The following is a 25,333-nucleotide window of genomic DNA, read 5'->3' as shown; positions in this document are numbered from 1 at the left end:
CGGCGGAAAGAGACCGTCGGGCCAGTAACGTCAGCGCTTAGATAAAGGCGAAAGCGTCGCCGAAGAGGCGATCTTCCCGCGCACTGCGTTCGTTGCAGAAGAGATCCCGGGCAATTTTTGCCATCTCGAAACGTCCAGCAATATAGATGTCATGTTCGGCCAGCGTGCCGAAATCCTGCAGTACCGCCGTCAATACCGTGCCGCTGCGACCCTGCCACGTCTCTTCCGGCTGCTCGACGACCGGCACCACTTTCAGATTGGGGTGGTTAACCGCCAGGGCTTGCAGTTCAGAGAGATCGTACAGGTGTTTCTCTTCGCGTCCACCCCAGTAGATGGTGATATCCCGTGCCGGGTTACGCGCCAGCGCGGTCAGCAGAATAGAGCGCACGTAGGAGAAGCCCGTCCCGCCCGCAATCAGGATCAGCGGACGCTCTTCGTCATCGCGCAGCCAGGCATCGCCGTGCGGAATATCGATAAGGATTTCGCGCTCTTTCAGGATCCGGTCCATGACCGCCATCGCATAGAGGTTCAGCTCGGAAGCACCAATGTGCAGCTCAATGAACGCCTGCTCATCCGGCGTGGACGCCATAGAGAACGGGCGCTTATCACGCTCGTCCATCACCGCCATCAAATATTGCCCGGCGCGAAATGAAAACGCCGCGTCTGGTACAAGACGAACACGGTATACGGTATCGGTGATAGCTTCTACCGAGGTCACTTTACAGCTTAAGGTTGTCATGCGCTCCCTCTGTCGGGTCGTTTTATTACGAATAAAAGGCAAAACGGCGGCGCATTAGCTGCCTTTACCGTCACTCATTATGGCAAGTTCATCCCAGATAGCATCGATTCGCGCGGTAACGGCAGGATCCTTTTTAATCGGACGCCCCCATTCACGCTGGGTTTCACCGGGCCACTTGTTGGTAGCATCCAGCCCCATTTTAGAGCCCAGACCGGAAACCGGCGAGGCAAAATCCAGGTAGTCTATCGGCGTATTCTCTACCAGCACGGTATCCCTTGCCGGATCCATACGGGTAGTGATCGCCCAGATGACGTCGTTCCAGTCACGCGCGTTCACGTCATCATCACAAACAATAACAAATTTGGTGTACATAAACTGCCGAAGGAATGACCAGACGCCCATCATCACGCGCTTGGCATGACCAGCATACTGCTTTTTGATGGTTACCACTGCAAGGCGGTATGAACACCCTTCCGGGGGAAGATAGAAATCGACAATCTCCGGAAACTGCTTTTGCAGGATCGGTACAAAGACTTCGTTCAGCGCTACGCCGAGCACGGCCGGCTCATCTGGCGGGCGGCCGGTGTAGGTTGAGTGGTAGATAGCATCTTCGCGCTGGGTAATGTGCGTTACCGTAAAGACCGGGAAGCTATCTATCTCATTATAGTAGCCCGTGTGGTCGCCATATGGGCCTTCCGGGGCCATCTCACCCGGCTCAATGTAGCCCTCCAGCACGATCTCCGCGCTGGCAGGGACTTCCAGATCGTTTGAGATGCACTTAACCACCTCGGTTTTCGTACCGCGCAGCAGCCCGGCAAAGGCATACTCAGAGAGCGTATCCGGCACCGGCGTCACCGCGCCTAAAATCGTCGCAGGATCGGCTCCCAGCGCCACGGCAACCGGGAAGCGTTCGCCGGGATGCGCCGCGCACCACTCCTGATAATCCAGCGCGCCGCCGCGATGCGACAGCCAGCGCATGATCAGTTTGTTCTTGCCAATAAGCTGCTGGCGATAGATGCCGAGGTTCTGCCGCTCTTTATGCGGGCCGCGGGTAACGGTAAGCCCCCAGGTGATCAGCGGGGCGGCATCTTCTGGCCAGCACTGCATGATCGGGATAGTGGTTAAATCCACCGCCTCGCCCTGGACGACCTTCTGCTGGCATGGCGCGCCGCGCAGGCGTTTGGTGGGCATATTGAGTACCTGCTTAAACTGCGGCAGCTTATCAAAGAGATCGCGAAAGCCTTTTGGCGGCTCCGGCTCTTTCAGGAAGGCCAGCAGCTTACCCACCTCGCGCAGGGCCGTTACATCCTCCTGCCCCATTCCCAGCGCCACGCGCTTCGGCGTGCCAAAGAGGTTGCAGAGCACCGGCATAGCGTAGCCCGTTGGGTTTTCAAACAGCAGAGCGGGTCCACCGGCGCGCAGCGTACGGTCGGCAATCTCTGTTATTTCCAGATGAGGATCAACAGGCAGCGTAATGCGTTTGAGTTCGCCCTGCTGTTCCAGCAGCGCCATAAAATCACGTAGGTCGTGGTATTTCATGCAGTTAATCATGGCCTCGGAGTCAGCCTTCCATTATACGGTGAACATCAGCGTGATGCTGTAATTTTGTTAAATAAGGGTGAATCGTTACGTCAACGTGTGGCAAGGATTTCTATAATCAACTTAGCCATCATTATCGGGTTTTGATATGCTTGCGCACGATTAGCCAAAACAGAGTGATTATGCAAGCCTGGTATTTACTGTACTGCAAGCGGGGCCAGCTGGAACGCGCCCAGCAACATCTTGAACGCCAGGCGGTAAACTGCCTGACGCCGATGATCACGCTTGAAAAAATAGTGCGCGGCAAACGCACCGCGGTCAGCGAGCCGCTGTTTCCCAACTATCTGTTTATCGAATTCGATCCGGAAGTGATCCACACTACCACGATTAACGCCACCCGCGGCGTCAGCCACTTTGTCCGCTTCGGTGCCAGCCCGGCAACCGTACCTGCGCCGGTTATCGCCCAGCTGGCGCATTACCATCCCGAAGGCGTGACCGACCCCCAGACGCCCTATCCGGGCGATAGCGTAGTGATTACCGAGGGGGCATTTGAGGGGCTAAAAGCGATTTTCACCGAGCCTGACGGTGAAGCACGATCTATGCTGCTGTTGAACCTGCTCAATCAGCAGGTGGTGCAGAGCGTCAAAAACACCGACTTCCGCAAGGCTTAAAAGACGATACCAAACAGTCGCTTGACGTTTTGATCCGTCACCTCTGAAAGCCAGTCTGCCTCCTCCCCACGTAGCTGCGCAACGCGTTGCAGGATATGCCCCAGCAAGGCGGGTTCGTTGCGGCGTGATGCCGGCTTGGGCTTGATATCGCGAGGCAGGAGATAAGGCGCATCGGTTTCAATCAGCAGGCGTTCAGCCGGGATAAGCGGGACAATTTCACTGAGTTCCTGCCCGCGCCGCTCGTCGCAGACCCAGCCGGTTATCCCCAGGTAGAGTCCACGCGCCAGGCAGTCGCGTGCCTCACGCGCCGAACCGGTAAAGCAGTGCAGCACCGCGCCGGGAATGTTATCCAGCCACGGATCGAGCAGGGCTAAAAAGCGCTCGTGAGCGTCGCGGCAGTGCAGAAACACCGGCAGGGAGAGCTCAGCGGCAATAGCCAGCTGGGCACTGAACGCCGCCTCCTGCGCCTGCGGAGTAGAGAAGTTACGGTTAAAATCCAGGCCACACTCGCCAATCGCGACGACCTGCGGCAGGCTGGCCAGCTGACGAATAGCCTCTGCCGTCTCCGGCTGCCACTGACTGCTGTCATGCGGGTGGACGCCCGCCGTGGACCAGCAGCCAGCAGGCGCCGCCAGCGCCTGCGCCTGCTGGCTCTCATGCAGGTTGGTCCCGGTGAGCAACATGCCGTTAACGCCTGCGGCGGCAGCCCGGGCCACAACCTGCGCGCGATCGCCAGTAAACTGTGAGCTGGTAAGGTTTACACCAATATCAAACATCGTCTTCGCTTTCTTCGCCTTCGTCCTGACGGAAGCGGCGCTTGCCAACATAAAAACGCGAGAAGAAGACGCCAACTTCAAACAGGCAGTACATCGGGATCGCCAGCAGCGTCTGGGAGAAGACGTCCGGCGGCGTCAGCAGCATACCGACAACAAAGGCCCCGACCAACACATAGGGCCGCTTACGACGCAAATCGTCCGGCGTCGTCACGCCCATCCAGCAGAGCAGGACAATCGCCACCGGCACTTCAAAAGAGACACCAAAGGCCATAAACAGGGCCATAACGAAGTCGAGGTAGCTGGCGATATCCGTCGAGACCTGTACGCCCACCGGCGCGGTATGGGTCAAAAAGCCAAACGCCAGCGGGAAGACTACAAAGTAGGCGAAGGCCATGCCGATATAGAACAGCAGCGAGCTGGAGACCAGCAGCGGCACAACCAGACGCCGCTCGTGCTTATAGAGCGCAGGGGCAACGAAGGCCCAAACCTGGTAAAGAATAACCGGCGCAGAGAGGATCAGCGACACCATGAAGGTCAGCTTTACCGGAGTAAAGAAGGGCGATGCCACGTCGGTGGCAATCATCGTCGCGCCCTGGGGCATCTGCTTGATCAGCGGCGCAGAGACCAGCTGGTAGATATCGTTAGCGAAATAGACCAGCACCACGAAAATAGCCAGCACCGCAATAATGCAGTTTAGCAGGCGTTTTCGCAGCTCGATCAGGTGCGTAATCAGCGGTTGGGTATCTTCTACAGCCATGTTTACGGTTTATCACTTGTCGATGAAGGTGAATGTGCGGCAGAGGCAGCGGGCTGGACGGGCTTGCTGTCGGCGGGCGTCTCCGTTGCCGGTGCCTGCGCTGGCGCGCTGGCCTGGTGCTCCGCAACGGCAGGCGTGACACCCTGGTGCTGCTCCTCGTTTCCTTTCACAATCGGGTTATGAATGGTGTGCGCTACGTCGCTTGCGCGCTCAGGATCGTTCGCGCTGTAGGAGCGTTTCATTGACTCCGCCGCATGGCGCAGCTCGTCCATAGACTCTTTCAGCTCCGGCGTCAGATGATCCATACTCGCTTTTTCGACCTTCTTCAGGCTGTCCTGAAGCTCCTGAATCTTCAGCTCCTGCGCCAGCTCATTCTGTACGGTGCTTGCCAGCGAGCGCAGTGCACGCACCCACCCGGCCACCGTTTTAACCGCTACCGGTAAACGCTGCGGCCCCAGCACAATGAGGCCGATTACGAATACCAGCAGCAGTTCGCCAAAACCAATATCGAACACGAATTACACCTGCTCTTTATCGCGACGCTTTTCTTCGTCTTTTTTCACATCATCTTGCTTCTCAGCAAGGGTTTTTGTCGAAAAATCAGCATCCTCCGCCGATTTTTTCTCATGCTTGTCGTCATCGCCCATCGCTTTTTTAAAGCCTTTGATCGACGCGCCGAGATCGGAACCGATAGAGCCTAGCTTTTTCGTACCAAACAGCAGCACAACGATGACGGCAATAATAACCAACTGCCAAATACTGATACCACCCATACACAATCCTCAAGGATAGATGCTGAAATTAGCGGGCCGCGCACAGCATACTCGGCCCATTAAGCGTGCGGCTACAGCACGCGGGTTTTTCGCCAGCCAATAAGCCAGGCAACCAGTCCACCGGCAATCAGCCAGGCTGAGGCCGTTTGCCACTCCGGCCGGTTGATCAAAAAGAGCGTTCCGCTCAGGATCAACGTTGCCCCAATGCCAAACAGATAGCGGGACTGCCCCTGACGCACGTTATTAACACGCATCTCGCGGGTGAGCAGATCCACATTATGCTGCAACTGCTTATGCTGGCGCAGGTTGTGGTAGATCAGCTCGGGCAGCTCGGGCATTTTCTCAATCCACAAAGGTCCCTTCTCTTTCAGGGAACGGACCAGCGCCGGGAAGCCTACCTGATCTTTGATCCACGTTTCGAGGAAAGGTTTCGCTGTTTTCCACAAATCGAGCTGCGGATAGAGCTGACGCCCAACACCCTCGATATAGAGCAGCGTTTTTTGCAGCAGCACCAGCTGCGGCTGCACTTCCATATTGAACCGTCGCGCCGTATTGAACAGGTTCAGCAGCACATGACCAAAGGAGATCTCCGCCAGCGGCTTCTCAAAAATCGGCTCACAAACGGTACGGATCGCAAACTCAAACTCTTCAACGTTGGTATCCGGCGGTACCCAGCCTGAATCAACGTGCAGCTCGGCAACCCGACGATAGTCGCGGTTGAAGAACGCAATAAAGTTCTCCGCCAGGTAACGCTTATCCTCTTTGTTCAGCGAGCCGACGATGCCGCAGTCGATCCCGATATACTGCGGATCCTCCGGATGCTCATAGCTGACAAAGATATTGCCCGGATGCATATCCCCGTGGAAAAAGCTGTCGCGAAACACCTGGGTAAAGAACACCTGTACCCCACGCTCGGCCAGCAGTTTCAAATCGGTATTGTTCTTATCCAGCGCAGCGACATCGTTCACTGGAATACCATATATGCGTTCCATGACAAGCATATTTTGGCTGCAGTAATCGGAGTACACTTCCGGCACGTAGAGCATCGCGCTATTTTCAAAGTTACGCCGCAGCTGGATGGCGTTGGCCGCTTCACGCAGCAGATCCAACTCGTCGATCAGCGTCTTTTCATACTCCTTTACCACTTCCAGCGGACGCAGGCGACGCCCGTCCGGCAGCAGGCGCGGAACCCAGCGCGCAAGGCGATAGATCAGGCTCATATCGGCTTTGATTACCGGCAGAATATCCGGCCGGATCACCTTGATCACCACTTCCTTGCCGTTCTCTTTCAGCCGGGCAGTGTGGACCTGGGCGATAGAGGCCGACGCCAGCGGCGTAATGTCAAAATCATCAAACCACGTCTCTACGGGAATATCGCCCATCGCCTTTTCAATCTGGCGCTTGGCCAGCTTGCCGTCAAAGGGAGCAACGCGATCCTGCAGCATCGCAAGCTGGTCGGCAATCACGGGCGGAAAGAGATCGCGACGGGTAGAGAGCATCTGCCCGAATTTGATCCATACCGGCCCTAGCTCCTGCAGCGCCAGGCGTAGGCGATGACCTAACTCTTTGTCTTTATGACGGTTTGGCATCCAGAACAGCGTGCGACGCCAGAGCCGAATCGGCAGGGTAAGACGCATTCGTGGGATGAGCTCATCAAGCCCGTAACTCAAAAAAGTTTGAATGATGAAGTACAGGCGTCGAATTTCACCTGGCGTCATTTGCCCTCCAGTTTTTCCAGCCGTTTGGTTAACGCATCAACCGATCGCGCGACGGCGGCGGCCTCTTCGGCAAACCAGGCAACTTCAAGTCCACCGGGCGCCAGCCGCCACTCTTCCGTTATGGCTTCGCCCACGTACTGCTGCTGACGCTGCAGGCCGTGCTGAAAGCGCTTTGCACCGCCGCGCAGAACTTTCGCGATGCCTTCGGCGGCGATATCGCCGGTGTAAGGGGCAAGTAGCTCCGCAAAATCGAACTCTGCGAGATCGAAAAGCGCGCTAAGGTTTTGTACAACCTGAATATCACCCTGCACTTCCAGCTCGCCGCTGCGTATAAGCGTAGTCAGCTGCTGGCGATCGCGCAGCTTCGGTAACAACCGGGCCTGAGTGATAACGGTGCAGTCCGCCTCGCCCTCCCAGGCGCTCAGCACGTCGACCTGGCGCTCGCTAAAGGCCAGAATAAGCGGCGTAGAGAACTCCTTGAGGACAATACGCAGTACCTTACCCTGCAGGCGCTGGCGGGCGGGTTTTAATGCCCTTTCGCGATATAAAAATGTATTGAGAACACCTTCGATTCCAGCGCTCACTAAAGGCGTAAAGGGCATTTACTCACTCCTGTCAGAACTTATATCCACGGTGCAGCGCGACGATACCTGCCGTCAGGTTGAAGTACTCTGCGTTTTCAAAACCGGCGTCCTGCATCATCGCCTTCAGCGTCTCCTGATCGGGATGCATACGGATGGACTCCGCCAGATAGCGGTAGCTTTCACCATCCTTCGCCACCAGCTCGCCGATGCGCGGCAGAACGTGGAAGGAGTAAGCGTCATAGGCCTTGCTCAGCGGTTCGATAATCGGTTTAGAGAACTCAAGGATCAGCAGGCGTCCGCCTGGCTTGAGCACGCGGAACATAGAGCGCAGCGCTTTCTCTTTATCGGTGACGTTGCGCAGACCGAAGGAGATCGTAATGCAGTCGAAGGTGTTGTCCGGGAACGGCAGCGCTTCGGCGTTAGCCTGCACGTATTCAACGTTACCCACCACGCCAAGGTTGCGCAGCTTTTCGCGCCCCACTTTCAGCATGGAGTCGTTGATATCGGCCAGCACGACCTGCCCAGTTTCACCCACCAGACGGGAGAACTTCGCCGTCAGGTCACCGGTTCCGCCTGCAAGGTCGAGAACCTTCTGCCCACGGCGCACGCCGCTGCAGTCAATCGTGAAACGTTTCCACAAACGATGGATGCCCATCGACATCAGATCGTTCATGACATCATATTTTGCGGCCACGGAGTGAAATACGTGCGCCACCATGTCCGCCTTCTGCGTTTTGGCGACAGTCTGATAACCAAAATGCGTCGTTTCTTGTGAATCTTCCGCCATCTCAGTGCCTGCTATTCAAGAAATTGTTCGTGAAGTGTAACAGATTGGGCGCGATTGCCCTACGTTTCAACCCTCCTGTCCGGCGCGCAGGCGGAACTCCTCATCCTGCGCCACGGCCTGGTCAGCTAAATCTGGATTGATCTCGCGTTTGATCTCAACCCCCAGGCCGCGAAACGCCTCGGCTTGGGCGAGCAGGTTCCCCCGTCCGGAGGTCAATTTTTTCATCGCCTGCCGGTAGTTATCCTGCGCTTTCTCCAGGCTCTGCCCCACCGACGACATATCGTCAACAAACAGGCGCATCTTGTCGTAGAGGCGGCTGGCGCGCTCGGCGATCTGCTGCGCGTTACGGCTCTGGTGCTCGTAGCGCCAGAGGTTAGCAATAGTGCGCAGAGCCACCAGCAGCGTGGTCGGACTGACCAGCATGATGTTGTTTTTTAACGCCTCGGTGATCAGCTCCGGCTGCCGATCAAGAGCCACTAAAAAGGCCGGCTCGACGGGAATAAACATCAGCACATAGTCAAGGGAGCGCAGGCCCGGTAGCTGCTGGTAATCTTTCCGCCCCAGCAGACGGATATGGCTGCGCACCGAGGCGATGTGCTCCTGCAGGGCGCTCTCGCGAGTGTACTCATCGTCGGCGTTGAAGTAGCGCTCGTAGCCCACCAGCGTCATTTTGGCGTCGATGACCACGTCTTTGCCCTGGGGTAGCCGGACGATGACGTCGGGCTGCATTCTGGCGCGGGCTTCGGTTTCAATGCTGACCTGGGTTTCATACTCATAGCCCGCTCGCAGGCCAGATGCCTCCAGCACGCGGGCCAGCACCACCTCGCCCCAGTTGCCCTGCGCCTTATTGTCACCCTTCAGGGCACGGGTCAGGTTGATCGCCTCCTGCGCCATCTGGGCATTAAGCTGCTGTAGGTTACGGATCTCGTGGGCGAGCGTGTGGCGCTCCTGGGCCTCTTTGCCAAAGCTGTCCTGCACCTGGCGGCGGAAACCATCCAGCTGTTCCCGTAGAGGAGAGAGAAGCCCGTGAAGGCTCTGCCGGTTCTGCTCCTCAACGCGGCGGTTGCTCTGTTCGAAGATGCGGTTAGCGAGGTTCTCAAACTGCTCGCTCAGGCGCTGCTCGCTGTTGATCATCTGGCGGATTTTATCTTCCGCATGCAGCTGGGTGGACTCCAGTCGGGTGGTGACCTCGCGCAGATCGGCCTCCAGCGAAGTGTTGATCTCCCGCAGGCTGCGCAGTTCGTTATTCAGCAGTTCGCACTCGTCGCGCCAGTGCTGATTCTGTACCAGCCGCTGCCGCGCCGCGCTCAGTTCGATATCCAGCTCGCGCCGCTCTTCGGTAAGATCGGCCCGCAGACGATCGGCATGGGATTTGGTCGCCAGCCAGCCTATCAGCAAGCCGGCTATCGCCGCTGCCGCGCTGAGTAAAATTGAGATATCCACCCTGCCTCCTGCATAAACCACTTACCGATGCAAAATAAGAGTGTGCTGGATAGGTGTCCAGTTGGGAAGGATTTTCCTGCGAGGTAATACGCAAAACGGGCAGGCCGAAGGGTTCGACCTGCCGGAGAGGAGCGTTAAGCCAGACGGCGCGCCGCTTCCACCACGATTTTAATCGCGTGGCTTTCGGTCTGCTTCATGGTCTCCGCGTTCGGGATCTCTTGCTGGGTACGGTTGACGATCACGCCCGCTACCATGCCGGCACGCAGGCCCTGGCTGGAGCACATGGTCAGCAGCGTGGCGGACTCCATCTCGTAGTTCATCACACCCATTGACTGCCACTCTTCCATAGAGCCTTTATAGCGGCTGACGACGCGGCCGGAGAAGGTGTCGTAACGCTCCTGGCCCGGATAGAAGGTGTCAGACGAGGCGGTCACGCCGATGTGGGTTGTTGCGCCCACCTCTTTAGCAGCCTCGACCAGCGCAGTGGTACAGGTAAAATCAGCTACCGCCGGATACTCCATCGGGGCAAAGTGCAGGCTGGCCCCGTCGAGACGCACGGATGCGGTGGTTACCAGCACGTCGCCAACGTTGATGTGCGGCTGGATTGCGCCAGTGGTGCCCACGCGCAGGAAAGTGCGGATGCCCAGCTGCGCCAGCTCTTCAACGGCGATAGAGGTCGACGGGCCGCCAATCCCGGTGGAGCAGACAATCACCGCTTTGCCATCTACTTCGGCGCGCCAGGAGGTAAATTCGCGATGCGATGCCAGCTTAACCGGCTTATCCATCAGCGCGGCGATCTTTTCCACTCGCTCCGGATCGCCAGGGACGATTGCCAGCGTGGCTCCCTGCAGATCGTTTTTGGTCAGGCCGAGGTGAAAAACATCAGACTTGGACATGGGTGACTCCTTTGTGGGTCGATCATCAACAGAAGTAAAACGGTACTCTACAGAAGGCCATCGCTTTTTTTCGTGACATCAATCACTCTGAAGAAAACTGTTTACATCAATTTTTCATCAAAAGGTGATTTATATCACACTATAATGCTCTCCTTCCCCCGTTCGTCTTAAAGATAGTCTCTTCCGCACAGGATGATTTTGCCGTACTGGCTATAGTTAGCTGATGCGCTAAATAAGGGTACGGAGATTGCCATGACAACAGAAAAACAGCCCGGCTTTGCACCTGCAGCTTCACCTCACGCCTCCACCGCAGTTCACACCTCTGAAGAGTCTATTTTGACCGGTGAGACGTCGATTCCCACTCAGGGTGATAACATGCCCGCCTGGCATGCCCGGCCCCAGGCTGCCGACGGTCCGCTACCGGTGGTCATTGTGGTTCAGGAGATTTTCGGCGTGCACGAGCACATTCGTGATATCTGCCGCCGACTGGCGCAGGCGGGCTACCTGGCTATCGCGCCTGAACTCTACTTCCGCCAGGGCGATCCTAACGACTACAGCGACATTTCCACGCTGTTTAAAGAGCTGGTTTCAAAGGTGCCAGATGCTCAGGTACTGGCCGATCTTGACCACGTCGCCAACTGGGCAGCGCGCAACGGCGGCGATGCGCACCGACTGCTGCTCACCGGCTTTTGCTGGGGCGGGCGTATCGCCTGGCTTTATGCCGCACATAATCCACAGCTGAAGGCGGCGGTGGCATGGTACGGCAAGCTGGTGGGTGACAAAACCCTCAACTCCCCGAAGCATCCGGTGGATATCGCCACCGACCTTAACGCGCCGGTTCTCGGCCTCTATGGCGCGCAGGACGGCGGCATTCCCCTCGATACCGTGGAGACCATGCGCCACGCCCTGCGCGCCGCCAACGCCGAAGCGGAAATCGTGGTCTATCCCGATGCCGGACACGCGTTTAATGCCGACTATCGTCCAAGCTATCACGAGGAGTCAGCGAAAGATGGCTGGCAGCGTATGCTGGCATGGTTTGCCAGGTACGGCGAAAAGCGAAGCTAACGTACCGTGCCGGGCGGCTTAAAAATCGCCCGGCGCACACTGCAGACAGGTCAGCCCTTCCGCTCGCCAGAAATCAACCACCGCCTGGCGATCGTCGATCACCAGCCAGGGCGCGTAGCCGTCCGCTTTTATCTGCTGCAGCAGCGTTTTTTTCACGACCTCATCCGGAAGCGTATCCTCCCCGTCCGGCCGGAGATAGAGCGCATCGAAAGGAATGCAGTGCCGCTCCAGCCACTCCTGGGTATGGCGCTGGAAGCTGGCAGGTCGCCCGCTACAGATCACAATCTTCTGCTGCTGAGCGCTCAGCAGCCCTACCAGACGGCTGATGGCCACGCTCGGCAGCGCCTCCGCCATATGGGCAAAAAAGGGCTGCCACTGCTTTTCCGGGCCTAAGACCCACTCGCGTACCGCCTCGGCGTCAAATTCGGCCAGGGTACCGTCGATATCTACGATCACACACTGTTCAGTCAGCATTCATCTTCTCCAGCGGAATAATTTTCCAGTCGTCAGGGGTAGCGCCAGGCAGGATCCAGAGCGGAGCCACGTTGCCGACCCGCTCGCCGTGGGGGGTGCCGGTCGCCAGCAGGCGGATCACGCGGAACACCCCGGAGTGCGCCACCACCAGCGGCGTGTCGTACTGCGCCAGCAGCGTGTTCAACGCCTCGGTTACGCGCGTACAGAAAGGCCGCCAGGCTTCGCCGTTCGGCGGCGTCTCCTCGTAGGGCGTCTGCTCGCTAAGGGGTCGGCACTCGAGATCGCCCCAGTCCCGCTCGCGCAGATCGGCAACCGGGGTCAGCGGCACACCGGGTAGCGCCAGCTCTGCGGTACGCCGGGCGCGCTGCTGCGGGCTGACGGCAACGATGCTCCAGGCGTGGTTTAACAGCAGCGGCGAGGCGTCGCGCGCCTGCTGCTCGCCCGTCGCCGTAAGCGGTACTTCAGTACGTCCGCCAATCAGACGATCGCGGTTAAGCGGCGTCTCACCGTGGCGAACAAAGACAAAAGGCTTATGTAGCAGCGTCATGCTTCTATCCTGAAACGGGGCTGGGTAAGGATGACGCAGCCCAGCATCTGCTGCCAGTGCGCGGCGTCCTCAACAGGGGTAAACAGCGGCACCAGCTGGCGACAGCCCAGCATCGCCACCAGCTCTTGTAAGCAGCGACGCGTGGGGTGAACGTTCCAGCGGCAGAAATCGACCTCGCCTCGCCGCTGCTGCTCGCGGGCACGGTGATTCATATGGCCGGTAAACAGGGTACGGTGGCGAAAATCAGCGCGCCGCCGCAGTTCGCCCGCTATGCCATGCAATCCGTCCGGGTCGGCCGCCAGAATGACCGGCGCGTCAGCGGTAAACGATGGCAGATTACGTACCTGCTGCCGCAGCTCATGCTCCACGCAGGGGCTCAGGCTGCCGTCGTTGTGCTCTGCCATGAGCATCAGCATCTCCCGGCAGGCGTTATCCATCACCACATCTTTAATACCGCGACGCGCCAACAGCAGAGCCATCTCTACAGCTCGTCCGGAAGGGGGAACCGGACAGAGCACCGGCAGCTGCATGTGCGGCCACAGAGCCTCAAGCTGCTGGCGCTGGGGCGTGTCGTACAGGCCATACGAGGCGTCCATCAGCGCTATCGCCGCAGGCGGGGGCGGATCGAAATGAAACAGCGCCGACTCCAGGCTGACATCGCCGCTGTAGAACAGGCCCCCCGCCACATCGAGGTGGAACCAGATCCCACCCCAGGCATGGCCGCTGCTGCCGGTGGTCACCGTCAATTCGCCGAGGGAGAACTGACCACGCACCGGTATCGGGTGAACGTTCAATCCCGGCGGCAGTGCGCGGGCCGTTACGGCGCTACAGTAGATAGGCACCGAGGCGGGCAGCCGTGCCAGCCCGGCGATATGATCGATGTGATCGTGACTGAGCAGCACCGCATCCAGCCGATCCGGCACCGGCCAGTCGTCCGCTCCCGGCTCCAGCGAGCCCCCGGCGTCCAGCAGAATGCGCTGCGTGGGGGTAGTCACCAGAATCGCGGCGGGCGTTTTGTCATGCAGCCCGCTGATAATCTCAATCGCCGTCACGCCGCCTCCAGCCGCCAGCCCTGATGCAGGCGCACGGCGGTGATCTGCTGCTCACGCAGCGGCAGGTGATGGAAGGCCGTGAGCGGTTGACCATCGGCCAGGCGCAGCGCCAGCAGGTAGCGCTCCCCCTGATAGATACAGTTTTCGACGGTGGCAGCCAGGCCGCCCTCGCCTATTTCAACGTGCTCGGGACGCACCAGCACCGGGTGGCGCACGCCATCGCTCACGCTCAGTCCATGATGAAGCTGCGCGCCATCCAGCTGACGGCTTTGCGCCGCGCTCGCCAGATTCAGCACGCTGCCCTTGCCAATAAAGCCCGCAACCCAGGCGCTGTACGGCTGCTGATAGAGTTCCTGCGGTGTACCCCACTGCATTAACGCGCCCCGGTGCATCACGGCAATATGGCTGGCCAGCGCCATCGCCTCCGCCTGGTCGTGAGTGACGTAGACAAAGGTTGCCCCAGTGCGGCGATGAAATTCGCGGAAGGTCTGCTCCATTGTGGCCCGCAGATGACGGTCAAGATTGGCCAGCGGCTCGTCAAGCAGCACCACCTGTGGCTCGGAGACCAGGCAGCGCGCCAGCGCCACGCGTTGACGCTGCCCGCCGCTCAGCGCCTGTGGCGAGCGCTCGGCGTACGCCGCCAGCTCCACCACCTCAAGGGCAGCCATAACCTGCTTATGTCGCGCCGCGCCGTTCACTTTTTTTAGCTTGAGCGGATAGCCCACGTTCTCTGCCACCGTCATATGCGGCCAGAGCGCGTAGGATTGAAACACCATCCCCATGTTTCGCGCCTCCGGCGGCAGATGGGTAGCCGCGTCGGCCAGCAGCCGGTTGCCCAGCGTCAGGCGGCCGCTGGAGAGCCGCTCCAGCCCGGCCAGAATACGCAGCGTGGTGGTTTTCCCGCAGCCGCTAGGCCCGAGCAGCGCCGTAAACGCGCCTTCGGGAATGGTCAGGTTAAGATCGTGCACCACGGTCTGGTCGCCGAATGTTTTACTCAGGCTCTCCAGTTTCAGTTCTGCCACGGGATCACTCCTTTGGGTAGATAGCGGCCAAGACCGCTCAGCATCAGCATTACCAACGCCACCAGTGCCACCACCATCACCGAGATGGCAGAGGCCAGTACCTTATCGCCGCTCTCATCGAGGTTGAAAATCACCACGCCGAGGGTCTCCTTGCCCGCGCTCCACAGCAGCGCCGAGACGGTCAGCTCATTCACCGCCGTCAGAAACACCAGCAGCGCACCGGCGAAGGCCGCCGGGGCCAGCAGCGGCAGGACGATATGCCGCAGCCGCTGGGAGAAGTTAGCGCCGGCCAGGCTGGCCGCCTCCTCCATCGCCGGATCGAGCTGCAGCATGCTGTTATGCAGCGGCTTCAGGCAGACGGTGAGAAAGCGCGCCAGGTAGGCGAAGAAGATGATCAGCAGCGTGCCGCTCAGGCTGATGCCGATGATGGGCAGCGGGCGAGCGAACAGCAGAATGCAGGCGATAGCCAGCACGACCCCCGGCAGGGTATAGGGAATGTCGATGGCGCTGTGCAGCCAGCGCAGCGGACGCGCGGGAAAACGCACCAGCAGCCACGCCAGCGGCAGGCTCAGCAGCATCAGCACCAGCGCAGCAGAGACCGACAGCAGCAGGCTGTTGCTCAGCGCGCGCCAGGTGGCGCTGCCGCTCTCCAGCATCGCCTGGTAAGCGTTAAAGGTCAGGGTCTGGGCCGTCAGCGGCACGCCGAGGGTTGGTACCAGCGAGGTCGCCACCAGCGCCAGCAGCGGGGCCAGCAAAATAGCGACCAGCACCACCCCCAGCAGCAGCTCGGTAGCGAGACGCCATCTGCCAAGCTGGAAGTCGAGCGCCCGCCCGGCCATGCCGATCAGCGGCAGCGCGTGTCGGCGCTGGAGATAGCCCTGCAGGGAGACAATGCCGATCGCCAGTACGCCCATCAGCACCGACAGCGCCGCCACGTCGCTGAGCATCGACGGCCCGAAACTCGACAGCGACTGGTAGATCTGAATCGGCAGCACAAAGTAGGAGATGGGTATGCCCAGCATCGCCGGAATACCAAAGTTGCCCAGCGCGGAGACGAAGGCTATCGCCGCCCCGGCCCACAGCGCGGTGCGGCACAGCGGCAACACAATGTCGATCAACACCCGCCACAGCGAAGCGCCATTCAGCCGCGCCGCCTCGATCTGCTCTTTCGGCAGGCACTGAAGCTGGGTGCGCAGGGCCAGAAAGACCAGCGGCGCGTGCTGGATCCCCAGCAGCAGAGCGATGCCCTCGGGAGAGTAGAGCGGATTAGCGCTGCCGAACGACGGCGCAATCCCGAGGCTGTTAAGCAGGATGCTGCTCGGCCCGAAAAGCTGGAGCCAGCTCAGGGCTGTCACCTGGGGTGGGATCATCATCGGCAGCATAAACAGGAATACCCAGACCTGCTTGAGGCGGATATTGGTCAGCGCGAGACAGAAGGCAAACAGCCCGCCCAGCAGCAGCGAGAGCAGCGTACCCAGGCCGCTGGTATAGAGGCTGTTATAGAGCGCGGTCCAGGTCGTCGGGTTGCTGAGCACTCGCCACAGGCTGCTGCTGCTCCCCTGCTGCCAGTCAAGCAGCGCCGAGACCAGCAGCCGCAGGCTCGGCAGCAGACTCAGCAGCGCCACCAGGCCGAGCAGCAGCCAGAGCAGCCCCTTCGGCGGACCGCTGCTGGCGGGTTGACGGAGGGTCATGGTGGTCATCGGTTAGCGGTTTCCAAACAGATTGGCGAAGCGTTTTTTATTGGCGTCAGTATCCGCCAGCGCCTTCGCCGGGTCATACGGCATCAGCTTGATGCTCTCCCGCGCCGGGAAGCCTTCCGGCGCCGGGAGGCTCGCATCGGCTGGCAGATAGCCCTGCTTCAGCACCAGGCGCTGACCCGCATCCGACAGCACAAAGTCGATAAAGGCTTTAGCCCCGTCCGGATTTTTCGCGTTCTTCAGCATCGCTACCGGTTCGGTGACGATGCTGACCCCCTCTTTCGGGAACACGAACTCAATCGGTGCGCCTTTGGCTTTTTCGCGGATGGCCATATAGTCCACCAGCACGCCGTAGCCTTTGCTGCCGGAGGTGATGGCATTCATCACCGCGCCGTTTCCGCTCTGGGGCATCGCGCCGTTAGCCTTTAGCTTTTCATACCAGGTAAAGCCGAGCTGCGGATCGTTCATCAGCGTCGCCATATGGATCTGCGCCGCGCCGGAGTAGAGCGGGCTGGGCAGCGTGGTCATGTTCTTGAGTTCAGGCTTAAGCAGATCCTGCCAGGCGCCAGGCTTCACCGGCGCGCGGGTATTGTAGGCAATGCCGGTGGTAATTAGCTTGGTGCCATAGTAGTAGCCCTGCGGATCGTACAGCTGAGCATCGTAGCGGCTGGCCTCAGGGGATTTATAGGCCGCAAGCAGATCCTGCTTTTTCAGAGACTCCATCGTGACGCTATCGGCGATCAGCAGCACGTCCGGCGCAGCACCGCCTGCCGCCAGCTCAGCCTGCAGGCGCGCCGTTAGCTTGGTGGTTCCGTCACGGATCCACTTGACCTCAATGTCCGGGTGCGCCTTTTCGAAGGCGGTGACGGTCATCTGGGCATCTTCGTTCGGCTGGCTGGTATAGAGCGTCAGCGTGGAGGCGGCGAAAGCCGGCGTGCTTAACGCGGTTACGATAACGGCTGCCAGCGCGGTGTGCTTCATCATGGTCTCTTCCCTCTGTTTTCGTTGTGATGATTAAAACAGGGAAATCTGACAAAAATATGACCAGCTTTTTTTCGTAGTAATAATTTCACATTCGCGCGCTAGCATGATGAAAAAGGGTGCTAACAGGAGCGAATGATGACCCCCGAATCCCGCCGCACGGCGATTGTCGAGCTGGTGACGGCGCATGGCGAAAGCAGCATTGAGCAGCTGGCGCAGCACTTTGGCGTCTCGCTGCAAACCGTACGTAGCGATCTGCGCATGCTCACCTCGGGTGGACTGCTGCTGCGGCGTCACGGCATGGTTGCCCCTTTCGCCCGCGAAAACATTGGTTATCAGCAGCGCGAGATCGTCAACATTGCGGGCAAGCGCTGGATCGGTGAGCGCACGGCGGTGCTGCTGGGCGATTACCAGAGCTGCTTTCTCGGTACCGGCACCACCGTTGAGATGGTGGCCCGGGCGCTACCGGAACAGAGTCGGCTGGCGGTATTCACCAATAATCTGCACGCCGCCGAAGCGCTGAGCCGTCTTGCCGCCTGCGAGCTGACGGTAGCGGGCGGGCGCGTCCGCAAGCGCGATCTGGATGTGATCGGCAGCGATGCCCAGACCTTTTTCAGCCGCTATCGGGTCGATGCGGGCGTGGTTTCAATAGGCGGGATCGGTGAGGCGGGCGAGCTGTATGACTATAACGATGATGAGGTTGCCGCGCGACGGGCGCTGGTGGCCAGCGCGGCGGTGAGCGTGCTGGTGGTGGACAGCACTAAGTTTGGCCGGAACGCGATCTGCCAGAACGGCAGCGTGGGGGATTTCGATTACGTGATCAGCGACAGGCCCCCTACGCCCCAGCAGCATGCGGTCATTAAGCAGATGGGAACCAGATGGCTAAGCCGGGAGTACGTTTAACCCTCGCAATGCCCGGTGGCGCTGACGCTTACCGGGCCTACGAGCCTCACGCCTGACGCAGGTTCTGCGCCGCTTTCACCATGTTCGCCAGCGCGGCACGGGTCTCCGGCCAGCCACGGGTTTTCAGGCCGCAGTCCGGGTTAACCCACAGGCGTTCAGCCGGGATGCGATCCGCCGCCTTCTTCAGCAAGGTCTCGATCGACTCTACGTCCGGCACGTTTGGCGAGTGGATATCGTAAACCCCCGGCCCGATCTCATTCGGGTATTCAAAGGCTTCAAACGACTCCAGCAGCTCCATATCCGAGCGCGAGGTTTCAATGGTGATCACGTCCGCATCCAGCGCAGCAATCGAATCCATGATGTCGTTGAACTCGCAGTAGCACATGTGGGTATGGATCTGCGTCTCGTCCTTCGCCACTGCGGCGTTAATTCGGAAGGCTTCCACGCCCCACGCCAGGTAGGCCTCCCAGTCGCTGCGCCTTAGCGGCAGCCCTTCCCGCAGGGCTGGCTCATCAATCTGGATGATGCCGATGCCTGCCGCCTCCAGGTCCGCCACTTCGTCCCGCAGGGCCAGCGCGATCTGCTTAGCGATGGTTTCCCGGCTGACGTCCTCGCGCGGGAAGGACCAGCAGAGAATGGTCACCGGCCCGGTGAGCATCCCTTTTACCGGTTTGTCAGTGAGGGACTGGGCATATTTTGCCCACTCCACGGTGATCGCTTCCGGACGGCTAACGTCGCCGATCACCACCGGCGGCTTCACGCAGCGGGAGCCGTAGCTCTGCACCCAGCCGTTCTGGGTAAAGACAATGCCGTCCAGGTGCTCGCCGAAATACTCCACCATGTCGTTACGCTCGGCTTCACCGTGCACCAGCACGTCGAGGCCCAGGCGCTCCTGCTCGGCTATTGCCTGCTTAATATGTTCGGCGATGCCGGTGCGGTAGCTACCCGCGTCTAATCGTCCCTGTTTGAACTCCAGGCGTAGGCCGCGGATCTCAGTGGTCTGCGGAAACGAGCCGATGGTGGTTGTCGGCCAGGCGGGCAGGTTGAAACGCGCCCGCTGAGCCGCTGCACGCTCCGCGTAGGGACGCACGCGCTGGCTATCTCTGGCGGTAATCGCCGCCAGCCGCTGGGCCACCGCCGTATTATGCACCCGGGTCGAATCGCGGCGCGCCTGGATCGGGGCGCTCCATGCAGCCAGTGGCGCGGTGTCGCCGCTGTTCAGGGCATCGCGCAGCAGAGCCAGCTCATGGCATTTTTGCAGGGCGAAGGCAAACCAGCTCTTCACTTCGCCATCCAGTCGAGTTTCGACGCTCAGATCGATGGGGGTATGCAGCAGCGAGCAGGAGGAGGCGACCCACAGATCGCGCTGGCCGACGATATCTTTAATCTGGGCATATTTCTCGGTGAGATCGGCCCGCCAGACGTTACGGCCGTTTACCAGTCCGGCAGAGAGCAGCCAGTCGGCTGGCAGACGGCGGTGCAGCTCGGCTACGTCATCCTTGCCATGCACCAGGTCAACATGCAGGCCCTGCACCGGCAGCGCAGCAATGGTATCGAGATTCGGCGTCACGCCTTCGAAATAGGTGGTCAGCAGCAGCTTCACCTGCCCTGCCAGCGCCTGATAGGCGGGCTTAAAGGCGTTCAGCCACGGCTGGGGCAGCTCCAGCACCAGCGCGGGCTCGTCAATCTGGACCCACTCAACGCCGCGTTTAGCCAGCTCGGACAAAACCTTCTGGTAGACCGGTAGAATGTCGTTCAGCAGGCTCAGGCGATCAAACTGCTCGCCCTTTACCTTGCCCAGCCACAGGTACGTTACTGGCCCCAGCAGGACGGGCTTCACTCTATGGCCCAGGGCCAGCGCCTCGTCTACCTCATCCAGCAGCTGGGTCCAGGTCAGCGTGAACCGCTGGCCTTTGGTGAACTCGGGCACCATGTAGTGGTAGTTGGTGTTAAACCATTTGGTCATCTCCGCCGCCGCCGCCGGTTCACCGGTAGGCGCCCGGCCGCGGCCAATGCGGAACAGGGTGTCGATATCGACCGATCCATCGCTGTTCTGATGACGAGCCGGTACGTTGCCAAGCAGCAGGCTGGTGGTCAGAACATGGTCGTACCAGGCGAAATCGCCCACCGGCAGCAGCTCAATGCCCGCCTGCTTCTGTTGCTCCCAGTGGCGGGCGCGCAGCTCGCGGCCTACCGCCAGTAGCGCTTCTTGCGTGATATTACCCGCCCAGTAGCTCTCTAGTGCTTTTTTCAACTCGCGACGCAGACCAACGCGAGGAAAACCGAGGGTGTGATTCAGTACAGTCATGGTATGCCCCTTGTGAATTTTAGGATTTTGGACGTCCAGATGTTTACACATCTATATTCGACAGGTACTGTATCTTCCTCAAGCGCAAAATGTTCATGGCGAAGTGAAGGACTTTCATGATCGAAATTAAACACCTGAAAACGCTCCAGGCGTTACGGAACAGCGGATCGCTGGCGGCGGCGGCGGCCACGCTGCATCAGACGCAGTCGGCCCTCTCTCACCAGTTCAGCGATCTCGAACAGCGCCTTGGCTTCCGTCTTTTTGTGCGTAAAAGTCAGCCGCTGCGCTTTACGCCGCAGGGTGAGATCCTGTTACAGCTGGCCAATCAGGTGCTGCCGCAGATTAGCCGTGCGCTGCAGGAGTGTAGCGAGCCGCAGCAAACTACCCTGCGGATCGCCATTGAGTGCCACAGCTGTATTCAGTGGCTCACTCCCGCGCTGGAGAATTTCCGTAACAAATGGCCGCAGGTAGAGATGGATTTCAAATCCGGCGTGACCTTCGATCCCCAGCCAGCCCTGCAGCAGAGCGAGCTGGACGTGGTGCTGACCTCAGACATTTTGCCGCGCAGCGGGCTGCACTATTCACCGATGTTTGATTTTGAAGTGCGCCTGGTGCTGGCCCCGGATCATCCCCTCGCCACACGGGCACGCATTACCCCGGAGGATATCGCCGCTGAGACGCTGCTGATCTATCCGGTCCAGCGCAGCCGGTTGGATATCTGGCGCCACTTCCTGCAGCCGGCGGGCGTCAACCCGATGGTGAAGAGCGTGGATAACACGCTGCTGCTGATCCAGATGGTGGCGGCCCGGATGGGTATCGCGGCGCTGCCGCACTGGGTGGTAGAGAGCTTTGAGCGCCAGGGTCTGATCGTGACCAAGACCCTGGGGGAAGGACTGTGGAGTCGGCTGTACGCGGCGGTGCGCGATGGCGAGCAGCGTCAGCCGGTAACGGAGGCGTTTATTCGCTCAGCGCGGAACCATGCGTGCGACCACCTTCCTTTTGTGCGGAGCGCGGAGCGACCCAGCGGCGATGCACCCACAGGGACGCCAATATCACACTCCCCCCGAGGATAAAGCTCGGCCAGTGGGGCTGCTCCTGCCAGATGGCAAGGTTAACCAGCAGCCCTGCCGGAACGTGCATGTTATTCATGATGCCGAGCGTACCGGCATCCACCTGGGTTGCGCCGTAGTTCCACATGAAGTAGCCAATTCCTGACGCCACCACGCCGAGAAATACCAGAATGCTCCACTGCAGGTTCGTCTCCGGCAGCTTCTGGGCATTGCCCAACGCAAACCAGGCCACCACCGCTACCAGGAACGCGCCCAGGTAGAACCAGGCGAAGGCGTTGTGCTGCGGCATCGGGCGGGTCTCCATCAGGCGCTTGTAGCCCACCATGCCAATGGCGAAGCTGATGTTAGAGAGCTGCACCAGCAGCAGTCCGGTCCAGAAGTGGTTAGTGACCTGATCGTAACGAATGATCCCCGCGCCAATCACCGCCAGCAGCGCGCTCAGCGCATAGCCCCAGCGCAGCCGCCGTCGGCTCATCAGATCGTAAATCAGGGTGATATAGAGCGGCGTCAGAACGGTAAACAGCAGCAGCTCGGAGACCGTCAGGTAGAGATAGGCGCGGAAGCTGAGCATATACATGATGCCCAGCTGCATGGCCCCCACCAGCATATAGAGGCCGATGGTTTTCAGCCCGTGGCCGCGGGTGCGTAAAAACGGCAGGAACACCAGCGCCGCCAGCCCGACGCGCATCAGCACGGAGAAGTAGCTGTCGATATGTCCGGCAAGATATTCGCCATAGAGGCTAAAGGAGAAGGCCCACAGAACGGTGGTGATAATCAGTAACGCCACAATAGGTGTCTCGTTGGTTAATGAGCACCCATTGTAGCGGAGTTACGGGTTGACAACTGATTAATCGTTAATCAATCAAGAAACAGCTTACGCAGATAGTGCGGCACGGCGTTCTCACCGTTAGTGCCAATCACTTCCAGCTCTGGATAGCGATCTTTCAGGCGCTGGTGCGCGTTGGCCATGATGCAGCCTTTACCCGCCATAGAGAGCATCTCGGCATCGTTCATGCCATCGCCAAAGGCGATGCACTCCTTCAGGCTGTGGCCCATCGCGGTTGCCACGGCCTCAAGGGCGTGGCCTTTCGACACGCCGCCCGCCATCACTTCCAGACAGGTCAGCGTGGAGAAGCTGACGTTGACGCGATCGCCCCAGCGGGCGTTGATCGCCTGCTCCAGAGGCAGCAGCGGCTCGTGGGTATCGCAGGTGAAGAACACTTTGCTGATCCCCTCTGGATCAAGCAGGCCTGGCTCAAAGAGGGAGTACTGGAAGACGGCCTCTTTGAAAAAGCGCATCTCATCAGGACGGTGGCGGTTGATAAACCACTCGTCGTCACGGTAGACGTTAGTATCGATGTGCGGATCGTGATGCATCACGCCAAACAGATCCTCAGCGATTTCGCGATCCAGATTATGCGTAAAGACCAGGTTGCCATCGGTATCGTGCACCCGCGCCCCGTTAGAGGTGATCATATAGGCTTTGATACCTAGCTTATCGCGGATCTGTCCTACGTCGACATGGTGACGGCCAGTGGCAAAAACGAAGTTGACGCCGCGCGCGGTCAGCAGCTTTAACGTCTCTTTGGCGTAGGGGGAGAGTGAGTGGTCGGGTGAGAGTAGCGTGCCATCTAAATCAGACGCAACAACCTGATACATAATAGATTTAACCTCTGGTCAGGCGGCGAGCCGCCGGATTAGTTATGCCTGTCGAAAAAATCAACGATGGCGTTAAGCGCGACTGAGCGCATGGCGTCCTTTTCAAAAAGGATCTCATGGTACGCACCTTTAATGACCAGCGGCTTGCCTCCTTCACAGGGGTGGCCCGCTGCGGCGCGAATTTCACAGAAACGGTCGTGCATTCGGTTATCGACGACGCGCTCCTCTTCTGCCTGGAGCAGGAGCATCGGTGTTGTATCCTGCGCCGCGCCCGCCAACACCTTTTCACCGGCGAGAATGCCCTCTCGCACCCAGTGGTTGGTCGGCCCGCCGACGCGAAGCTGCGGATCGTCAGCATAGCAGCGCAGGTTTCGCCGGTAGCGTACCCGGCTATGGGTAAGCACGTTAATGCTAAACGGCAGCGCATGCCAGCGTCCCGTACCTAGCGCATAGCTCTCCCGGAACGGCTGATAGCCTTCGGCCCAGTTCAGGATATGGCGTACCATCCACTCAGGCAGACGGATAACAATACCAAACATTGGCGCGCAGAGCGCAATCGCATCGCAACGCTGCGGCTGACGTTGCAGCAGCAGCGTAGCAATCGCGCCGCCCATCGAGTGGGCCAGAATATAGCGTTTACGCCACGGTCCCGGCACGACCTCCTGCTGCCAGAAGGCCTGCAGATCGTCAACGTAGTCATCAAAATTATCGACATGGCCGCGGTGTCTGTCGGGCAAGATCCGTCCGGAGCGCCCCTGCCCGCGATGGTCAATGATCAGCACGTCAAAACCGAGATGAAACAGATCGTAGGCAAGCTCGGCATATTTAACATAGCTTTCAATACGTCCTGGGCAGACGACGATCACCCGATCGTGCTCGGCGGCATGAAAGCGCACAAAACGCACCGGAATATCGCCAACGCCAGTGAATTCAGCCTCTTCACGCTGCCGCCAGAAATCGGTCAAGGGTCCGTGCGTGAAAGCCGCAAAGGCATTTTCTCTTGTTTCCCACCCCTTTTTCTGCCGAAACATTGGGTTTCCGCCCCCGGTCGTCTGTAAAATTGTTTTTTTATGACTCGTGATACAACACGTTAACAATAGCGTATTGTTGCATAAAATATATCGTTCAGGGAGTTTCGCATGACCTTCGAGTGGTGGTTTGCCTATCTTCTTACCTCAATCATCCTTAGCCTTTCGCCAGGCTCCGGCGCGATTAATACCATGACTACCGCCATCAGCCACGGCTACCGGGGCGCAGCGGCGTCGATTAGCGGTCTGCAGACCGGCTTGGCCATTCATATCGTACTGGTGGGTGTTGGTCTCGGCACGCTCTTCTCCCGCTCGCTGCTGGCCTTTGAGGTGTTGAAGTGGGCGGGCGCGGCCTATCTGGTCTGGTTGGGCATTCAGCAGTGGCGAGCCGCCGGTGCGCTGGATCTCAATACCCTCGCCCAAACCCAGTCTCGCGGGCGACTGTTTAAGCGTGCCGTCTTTGTGAACCTCACCAACCCCAAAAGCATCGTGTTCCTTGCCGCGCTGTTTCCGCAGTTTATCAATCCGGATCAGCCTCAGGTGATGCAGTATCTGGTGCTTGGCGTCACCACCATTGTGGTAGATATCATCGTGATGATTGGCTATGCCACTCTTGCAACGCGTATCGCAGCGTGGATCAAAGGGCCGAGGCAGATGAAGGCGTTGAACCGGGTATTTGGCTCGCTGTTTATGCTGGTCGGTGCGCTGCTGGCCTCGGCAAGGCACGCCTGATAAATTCAGGGGCCTGCTCGCAGCGTTAGGGTAATAAGCTGCACGTTCGAGCTGCCCCCTGCAGCGCTGCCCACAAGTAGAGAAGTTTCCTCTTTTCTACGCTGTTGGCCCA

General features: G+C 59.3%; 26 protein-coding genes. 5 read left to right on the top strand and 21 right to left on the bottom strand.

The window, feature by feature from the left end:
• Positions 1-37: 37 nt before the first annotated feature.
• Both fre and ubiD read right to left on the bottom strand, forming a co-directional pair.
• Positions 38-739, bottom strand: coding sequence for an NAD(P)H-flavin reductase (gene fre, locus RTX96_RS18790; protein ID WP_312671780.1), 702 nt, complete (start codon positions 737-739; stop codon positions 38-40).
• A 54-nt stretch (positions 740-793) separates the two neighbouring features.
• Positions 794-2,290, bottom strand: a complete 1,497-nt coding sequence (gene ubiD / locus RTX96_RS18785; RefSeq protein WP_103821761.1) for a 4-hydroxy-3-polyprenylbenzoate decarboxylase — start codon at positions 2,288-2,290, stop codon at positions 794-796.
• A 170-nt stretch (positions 2,291-2,460) separates the two neighbouring features.
• On the opposite strand from ubiD, the gene rfaH reads away from it, so the two are divergent.
• Positions 2,461-2,949: a transcription/translation regulatory transformer protein RfaH gene (rfaH, locus tag RTX96_RS18780; protein ID WP_103821760.1), complete on the top strand. Its 489-nt coding sequence runs from the start codon at positions 2,461-2,463 to the stop codon at positions 2,947-2,949.
• Here rfaH and tatD read toward each other — a convergent pair.
• From tatD to udp, 9 genes are all read right to left on the bottom strand, one after another.
• Positions 2,946-3,725, bottom strand: coding sequence for a 3'-5' ssDNA/RNA exonuclease TatD (gene tatD, locus RTX96_RS18775; RefSeq protein ID WP_312671779.1), 780 nt, complete (start codon positions 3,723-3,725; stop codon positions 2,946-2,948). The two genes, rfaH and tatD, sit on opposite strands and share 4 nt — an antisense overlap.
• On the bottom strand, positions 3,718-4,482 hold the full coding sequence (gene tatC, locus RTX96_RS18770; protein ID WP_103821758.1) for a Sec-independent protein translocase subunit TatC: 765 nt from the start codon (positions 4,480-4,482) through the stop codon (positions 3,718-3,720). Before tatC ends, tatD begins: the two co-directional genes overlap by 8 nt.
• 2 nt (positions 4,483-4,484) lie before the next feature.
• A complete protein-coding gene (gene tatB / locus RTX96_RS18765; protein WP_103821757.1) occupies positions 4,485-4,997 on the bottom strand; it encodes a Sec-independent protein translocase protein TatB in 513 nt (170 codons plus the stop codon).
• Between the two features lie 3 nt (positions 4,998-5,000).
• A complete protein-coding gene (gene tatA, locus RTX96_RS18760) occupies positions 5,001-5,255 on the bottom strand; it encodes a Sec-independent protein translocase subunit TatA (RefSeq protein ID WP_312671778.1) in 255 nt (84 codons plus the stop codon).
• A 71-nt stretch (positions 5,256-5,326) separates the two neighbouring features.
• Positions 5,327-6,973 (bottom strand): ubiquinone biosynthesis regulatory protein kinase UbiB, encoded by a 1,647-nt coding sequence (ubiB, locus tag RTX96_RS18755; protein WP_312671777.1) that lies wholly within the window; start codon positions 6,971-6,973, stop codon positions 5,327-5,329.
• Entirely contained in the window at positions 6,970-7,575 is a 606-nt protein-coding gene (gene ubiJ / locus RTX96_RS18750) for a ubiquinone biosynthesis protein UbiJ (protein ID WP_042395926.1), read from the bottom strand. Before ubiJ ends, ubiB begins: the two co-directional genes overlap by 4 nt.
• A 13-nt stretch (positions 7,576-7,588) precedes the next feature.
• Positions 7,589-8,344 (bottom strand): bifunctional demethylmenaquinone methyltransferase/2-methoxy-6-polyprenyl-1,4-benzoquinol methylase UbiE, encoded by a 756-nt coding sequence (gene ubiE / locus RTX96_RS18745; RefSeq protein WP_103821754.1) that lies wholly within the window; start codon positions 8,342-8,344, stop codon positions 7,589-7,591.
• Between the two features lie 66 nt (positions 8,345-8,410).
• Entirely contained in the window at positions 8,411-9,787 is a 1,377-nt protein-coding gene (gene rmuC / locus RTX96_RS18740; RefSeq protein ID WP_409418573.1) for a DNA recombination protein RmuC, read from the bottom strand.
• A 134-nt stretch (positions 9,788-9,921) separates the two neighbouring features.
• Positions 9,922-10,683: a uridine phosphorylase gene (gene udp, locus RTX96_RS18735; RefSeq protein ID WP_103821753.1), complete on the bottom strand. Its 762-nt coding sequence runs from the start codon at positions 10,681-10,683 to the stop codon at positions 9,922-9,924.
• Between the two features lie 252 nt (positions 10,684-10,935).
• On the opposite strand from udp, the gene RTX96_RS18730 reads away from it, so the two are divergent.
• Positions 10,936-11,748, top strand: coding sequence for a dienelactone hydrolase family protein (locus RTX96_RS18730; RefSeq protein WP_312671776.1), 813 nt, complete (start codon positions 10,936-10,938; stop codon positions 11,746-11,748).
• A gap of 18 nt (positions 11,749-11,766) precedes the next feature.
• On the opposite strand, the gene RTX96_RS18725 is transcribed toward RTX96_RS18730, so the two are convergent.
• Genes RTX96_RS18725 through RTX96_RS18700 form a run of 6 tightly spaced genes read right to left on the bottom strand, consistent with a single transcriptional unit; the run spans position 11,767 to position 17,524 of the window.
• Positions 11,767-12,222, bottom strand: coding sequence for a polynucleotide kinase (locus RTX96_RS18725; protein WP_103821751.1), 456 nt, complete (start codon positions 12,220-12,222; stop codon positions 11,767-11,769).
• The gene (locus tag RTX96_RS18720; RefSeq protein WP_312269788.1) at positions 12,212-12,769 is read right to left on the bottom strand and encodes a histidine phosphatase family protein; all 558 of its coding nucleotides are present in this window, start codon (positions 12,767-12,769) and stop codon (positions 12,212-12,214) included. The genes RTX96_RS18725 and RTX96_RS18720 overlap by 11 nt, the downstream gene beginning before the upstream one ends.
• Entirely contained in the window at positions 12,766-13,821 is a 1,056-nt protein-coding gene (locus RTX96_RS18715) for an MBL fold metallo-hydrolase (RefSeq protein WP_312671775.1), read from the bottom strand. Before RTX96_RS18715 ends, RTX96_RS18720 begins: the two co-directional genes overlap by 4 nt.
• Positions 13,818-14,843: an ABC transporter ATP-binding protein gene (locus RTX96_RS18710; protein ID WP_312671774.1), complete on the bottom strand. Its 1,026-nt coding sequence runs from the start codon at positions 14,841-14,843 to the stop codon at positions 13,818-13,820. The genes RTX96_RS18715 and RTX96_RS18710 overlap by 4 nt, the downstream gene beginning before the upstream one ends.
• Positions 14,831-16,543, bottom strand: coding sequence for an iron ABC transporter permease (locus RTX96_RS18705; RefSeq protein WP_312671773.1), 1,713 nt, complete (start codon positions 16,541-16,543; stop codon positions 14,831-14,833). Before RTX96_RS18705 ends, RTX96_RS18710 begins: the two co-directional genes overlap by 13 nt.
• 3 nt (positions 16,544-16,546) lie before the next feature.
• Positions 16,547-17,524, bottom strand: coding sequence for an ABC transporter substrate-binding protein (locus RTX96_RS18700; RefSeq protein ID WP_312671772.1), 978 nt, complete (start codon positions 17,522-17,524; stop codon positions 16,547-16,549).
• Positions 17,525-17,656: 132 nt separating this feature from the next.
• Here RTX96_RS18700 and RTX96_RS18695 point away from each other — a divergent pair, with 132 nt between their 5' ends.
• On the top strand, positions 17,657-18,424 hold the full coding sequence (locus tag RTX96_RS18695) for a DeoR/GlpR family DNA-binding transcription regulator (RefSeq protein ID WP_312671771.1): 768 nt from the start codon (positions 17,657-17,659) through the stop codon (positions 18,422-18,424).
• 46 nt (positions 18,425-18,470) lie between these two features.
• Here the strand turns inward: RTX96_RS18695 and metE are convergent, their stop codons facing one another.
• Complete coding sequence (gene metE, locus RTX96_RS18690; protein WP_312671770.1) at positions 18,471-20,732, bottom strand: 5-methyltetrahydropteroyltriglutamate--homocysteine S-methyltransferase; 2,262 nt, start codon at positions 20,730-20,732, stop codon at positions 18,471-18,473.
• A 116-nt stretch (positions 20,733-20,848) separates the two neighbouring features.
• Here metE and metR point away from each other — a divergent pair, with 116 nt between their 5' ends.
• Positions 20,849-21,805 (top strand): HTH-type transcriptional regulator MetR, encoded by a 957-nt coding sequence (gene metR, locus RTX96_RS18685; RefSeq protein WP_312671769.1) that lies wholly within the window; start codon positions 20,849-20,851, stop codon positions 21,803-21,805.
• Here the strand turns inward: metR and RTX96_RS18680 are convergent.
• The 3 genes from RTX96_RS18680 to pldB all read right to left on the bottom strand — a co-directional run bounded on the left by RTX96_RS18680 (position 21,690) and on the right by pldB (position 24,492).
• Positions 21,690-22,589, bottom strand: a complete 900-nt coding sequence (locus tag RTX96_RS18680; RefSeq protein ID WP_312671768.1) for a carboxylate/amino acid/amine transporter — start codon at positions 22,587-22,589, stop codon at positions 21,690-21,692. The genes metR and RTX96_RS18680 overlap by 116 nt on opposite strands.
• A gap of 71 nt (positions 22,590-22,660) precedes the next feature.
• Positions 22,661-23,461, bottom strand: a complete 801-nt coding sequence (gene yigL, locus RTX96_RS18675) for a sugar/pyridoxal phosphate phosphatase YigL (protein WP_312269779.1) — start codon at positions 23,459-23,461, stop codon at positions 22,661-22,663.
• A gap of 38 nt (positions 23,462-23,499) precedes the next feature.
• Positions 23,500-24,492 (bottom strand): lysophospholipase L2, encoded by a 993-nt coding sequence (pldB, locus tag RTX96_RS18670; protein ID WP_312269778.1) that lies wholly within the window; start codon positions 24,490-24,492, stop codon positions 23,500-23,502.
• Positions 24,493-24,600: 108 nt separating this feature from the next.
• On the opposite strand from pldB, the gene rhtB reads away from it, so the two are divergent.
• On the top strand, positions 24,601-25,221 hold the full coding sequence (gene rhtB, locus RTX96_RS18665) for a homoserine/homoserine lactone efflux protein (RefSeq protein ID WP_103821741.1): 621 nt from the start codon (positions 24,601-24,603) through the stop codon (positions 25,219-25,221).
• Positions 25,222-25,333: the final 112 nt, after the last annotated feature.

This window comes from Pseudescherichia sp. (assembly GCF_032052675.1).
GTDB lineage: Bacteria > Pseudomonadota > Gammaproteobacteria > Enterobacterales > Enterobacteriaceae > Pseudescherichia.
This window is presented reverse-complemented; position numbering and strand designations above follow the sequence as displayed.

Coding starts and splice junctions, on each gene's coding strand:
- udp (WP_103821753.1), bottom strand. CDS start 10,683: ATGTCCAAGTCTGATGTTTTTCACCTCGGCCTGACCAAAAACGATCTG.
- metR (WP_312671769.1), top strand. CDS start 20,849: ATGATCGAAATTAAACACCTGAAAACGCTCCAGGCGTTACGGAACAGC.
- RTX96_RS18725 (WP_103821751.1), bottom strand. CDS start 12,222: ATGCTGACTGAACAGTGTGTGATCGTAGATATCGACGGTACCCTGGCC.
- rhtB (WP_103821741.1), top strand. CDS start 24,601: ATGACCTTCGAGTGGTGGTTTGCCTATCTTCTTACCTCAATCATCCTT.
- RTX96_RS18730 (WP_312671776.1), top strand. CDS start 10,936: ATGACAACAGAAAAACAGCCCGGCTTTGCACCTGCAGCTTCACCTCAC.
- fre (WP_312671780.1), bottom strand. CDS start 739: ATGACAACCTTAAGCTGTAAAGTGACCTCGGTAGAAGCTATCACCGAT.
- RTX96_RS18700 (WP_312671772.1), bottom strand. CDS start 17,524: ATGATGAAGCACACCGCGCTGGCAGCCGTTATCGTAACCGCGTTAAGC.
- RTX96_RS18705 (WP_312671773.1), bottom strand. CDS start 16,543: ATGACCACCATGACCCTCCGTCAACCCGCCAGCAGCGGTCCGCCGAAG.
- yigL (WP_312269779.1), bottom strand. CDS start 23,461: ATGTATCAGGTTGTTGCGTCTGATTTAGATGGCACGCTACTCTCACCC.
- ubiB (WP_312671777.1), bottom strand. CDS start 6,973: ATGACGCCAGGTGAAATTCGACGCCTGTACTTCATCATTCAAACTTTT.
- metE (WP_312671770.1), bottom strand. CDS start 20,732: ATGACTGTACTGAATCACACCCTCGGTTTTCCTCGCGTTGGTCTGCGT.
- rfaH (WP_103821760.1), top strand. CDS start 2,461: ATGCAAGCCTGGTATTTACTGTACTGCAAGCGGGGCCAGCTGGAACGC.
- RTX96_RS18720 (WP_312269788.1), bottom strand. CDS start 12,769: ATGACGCTGCTACATAAGCCTTTTGTCTTTGTTCGCCACGGTGAGACG.
- RTX96_RS18695 (WP_312671771.1), top strand. CDS start 17,657: ATGATGACCCCCGAATCCCGCCGCACGGCGATTGTCGAGCTGGTGACG.
- ubiJ (WP_042395926.1), bottom strand. CDS start 7,575: ATGCCCTTTACGCCTTTAGTGAGCGCTGGAATCGAAGGTGTTCTCAAT.
- ubiE (WP_103821754.1), bottom strand. CDS start 8,344: ATGGCGGAAGATTCACAAGAAACGACGCATTTTGGTTATCAGACTGTC.
- pldB (WP_312269778.1), bottom strand. CDS start 24,492: ATGTTTCGGCAGAAAAAGGGGTGGGAAACAAGAGAAAATGCCTTTGCG.
- ubiD (WP_103821761.1), bottom strand. CDS start 2,290: ATGATTAACTGCATGAAATACCACGACCTACGTGATTTTATGGCGCTG.
- tatA (WP_312671778.1), bottom strand. CDS start 5,255: ATGGGTGGTATCAGTATTTGGCAGTTGGTTATTATTGCCGTCATCGTT.
- tatC (WP_103821758.1), bottom strand. CDS start 4,482: ATGGCTGTAGAAGATACCCAACCGCTGATTACGCACCTGATCGAGCTG.
- tatD (WP_312671779.1), bottom strand. CDS start 3,725: ATGTTTGATATTGGTGTAAACCTTACCAGCTCACAGTTTACTGGCGAT.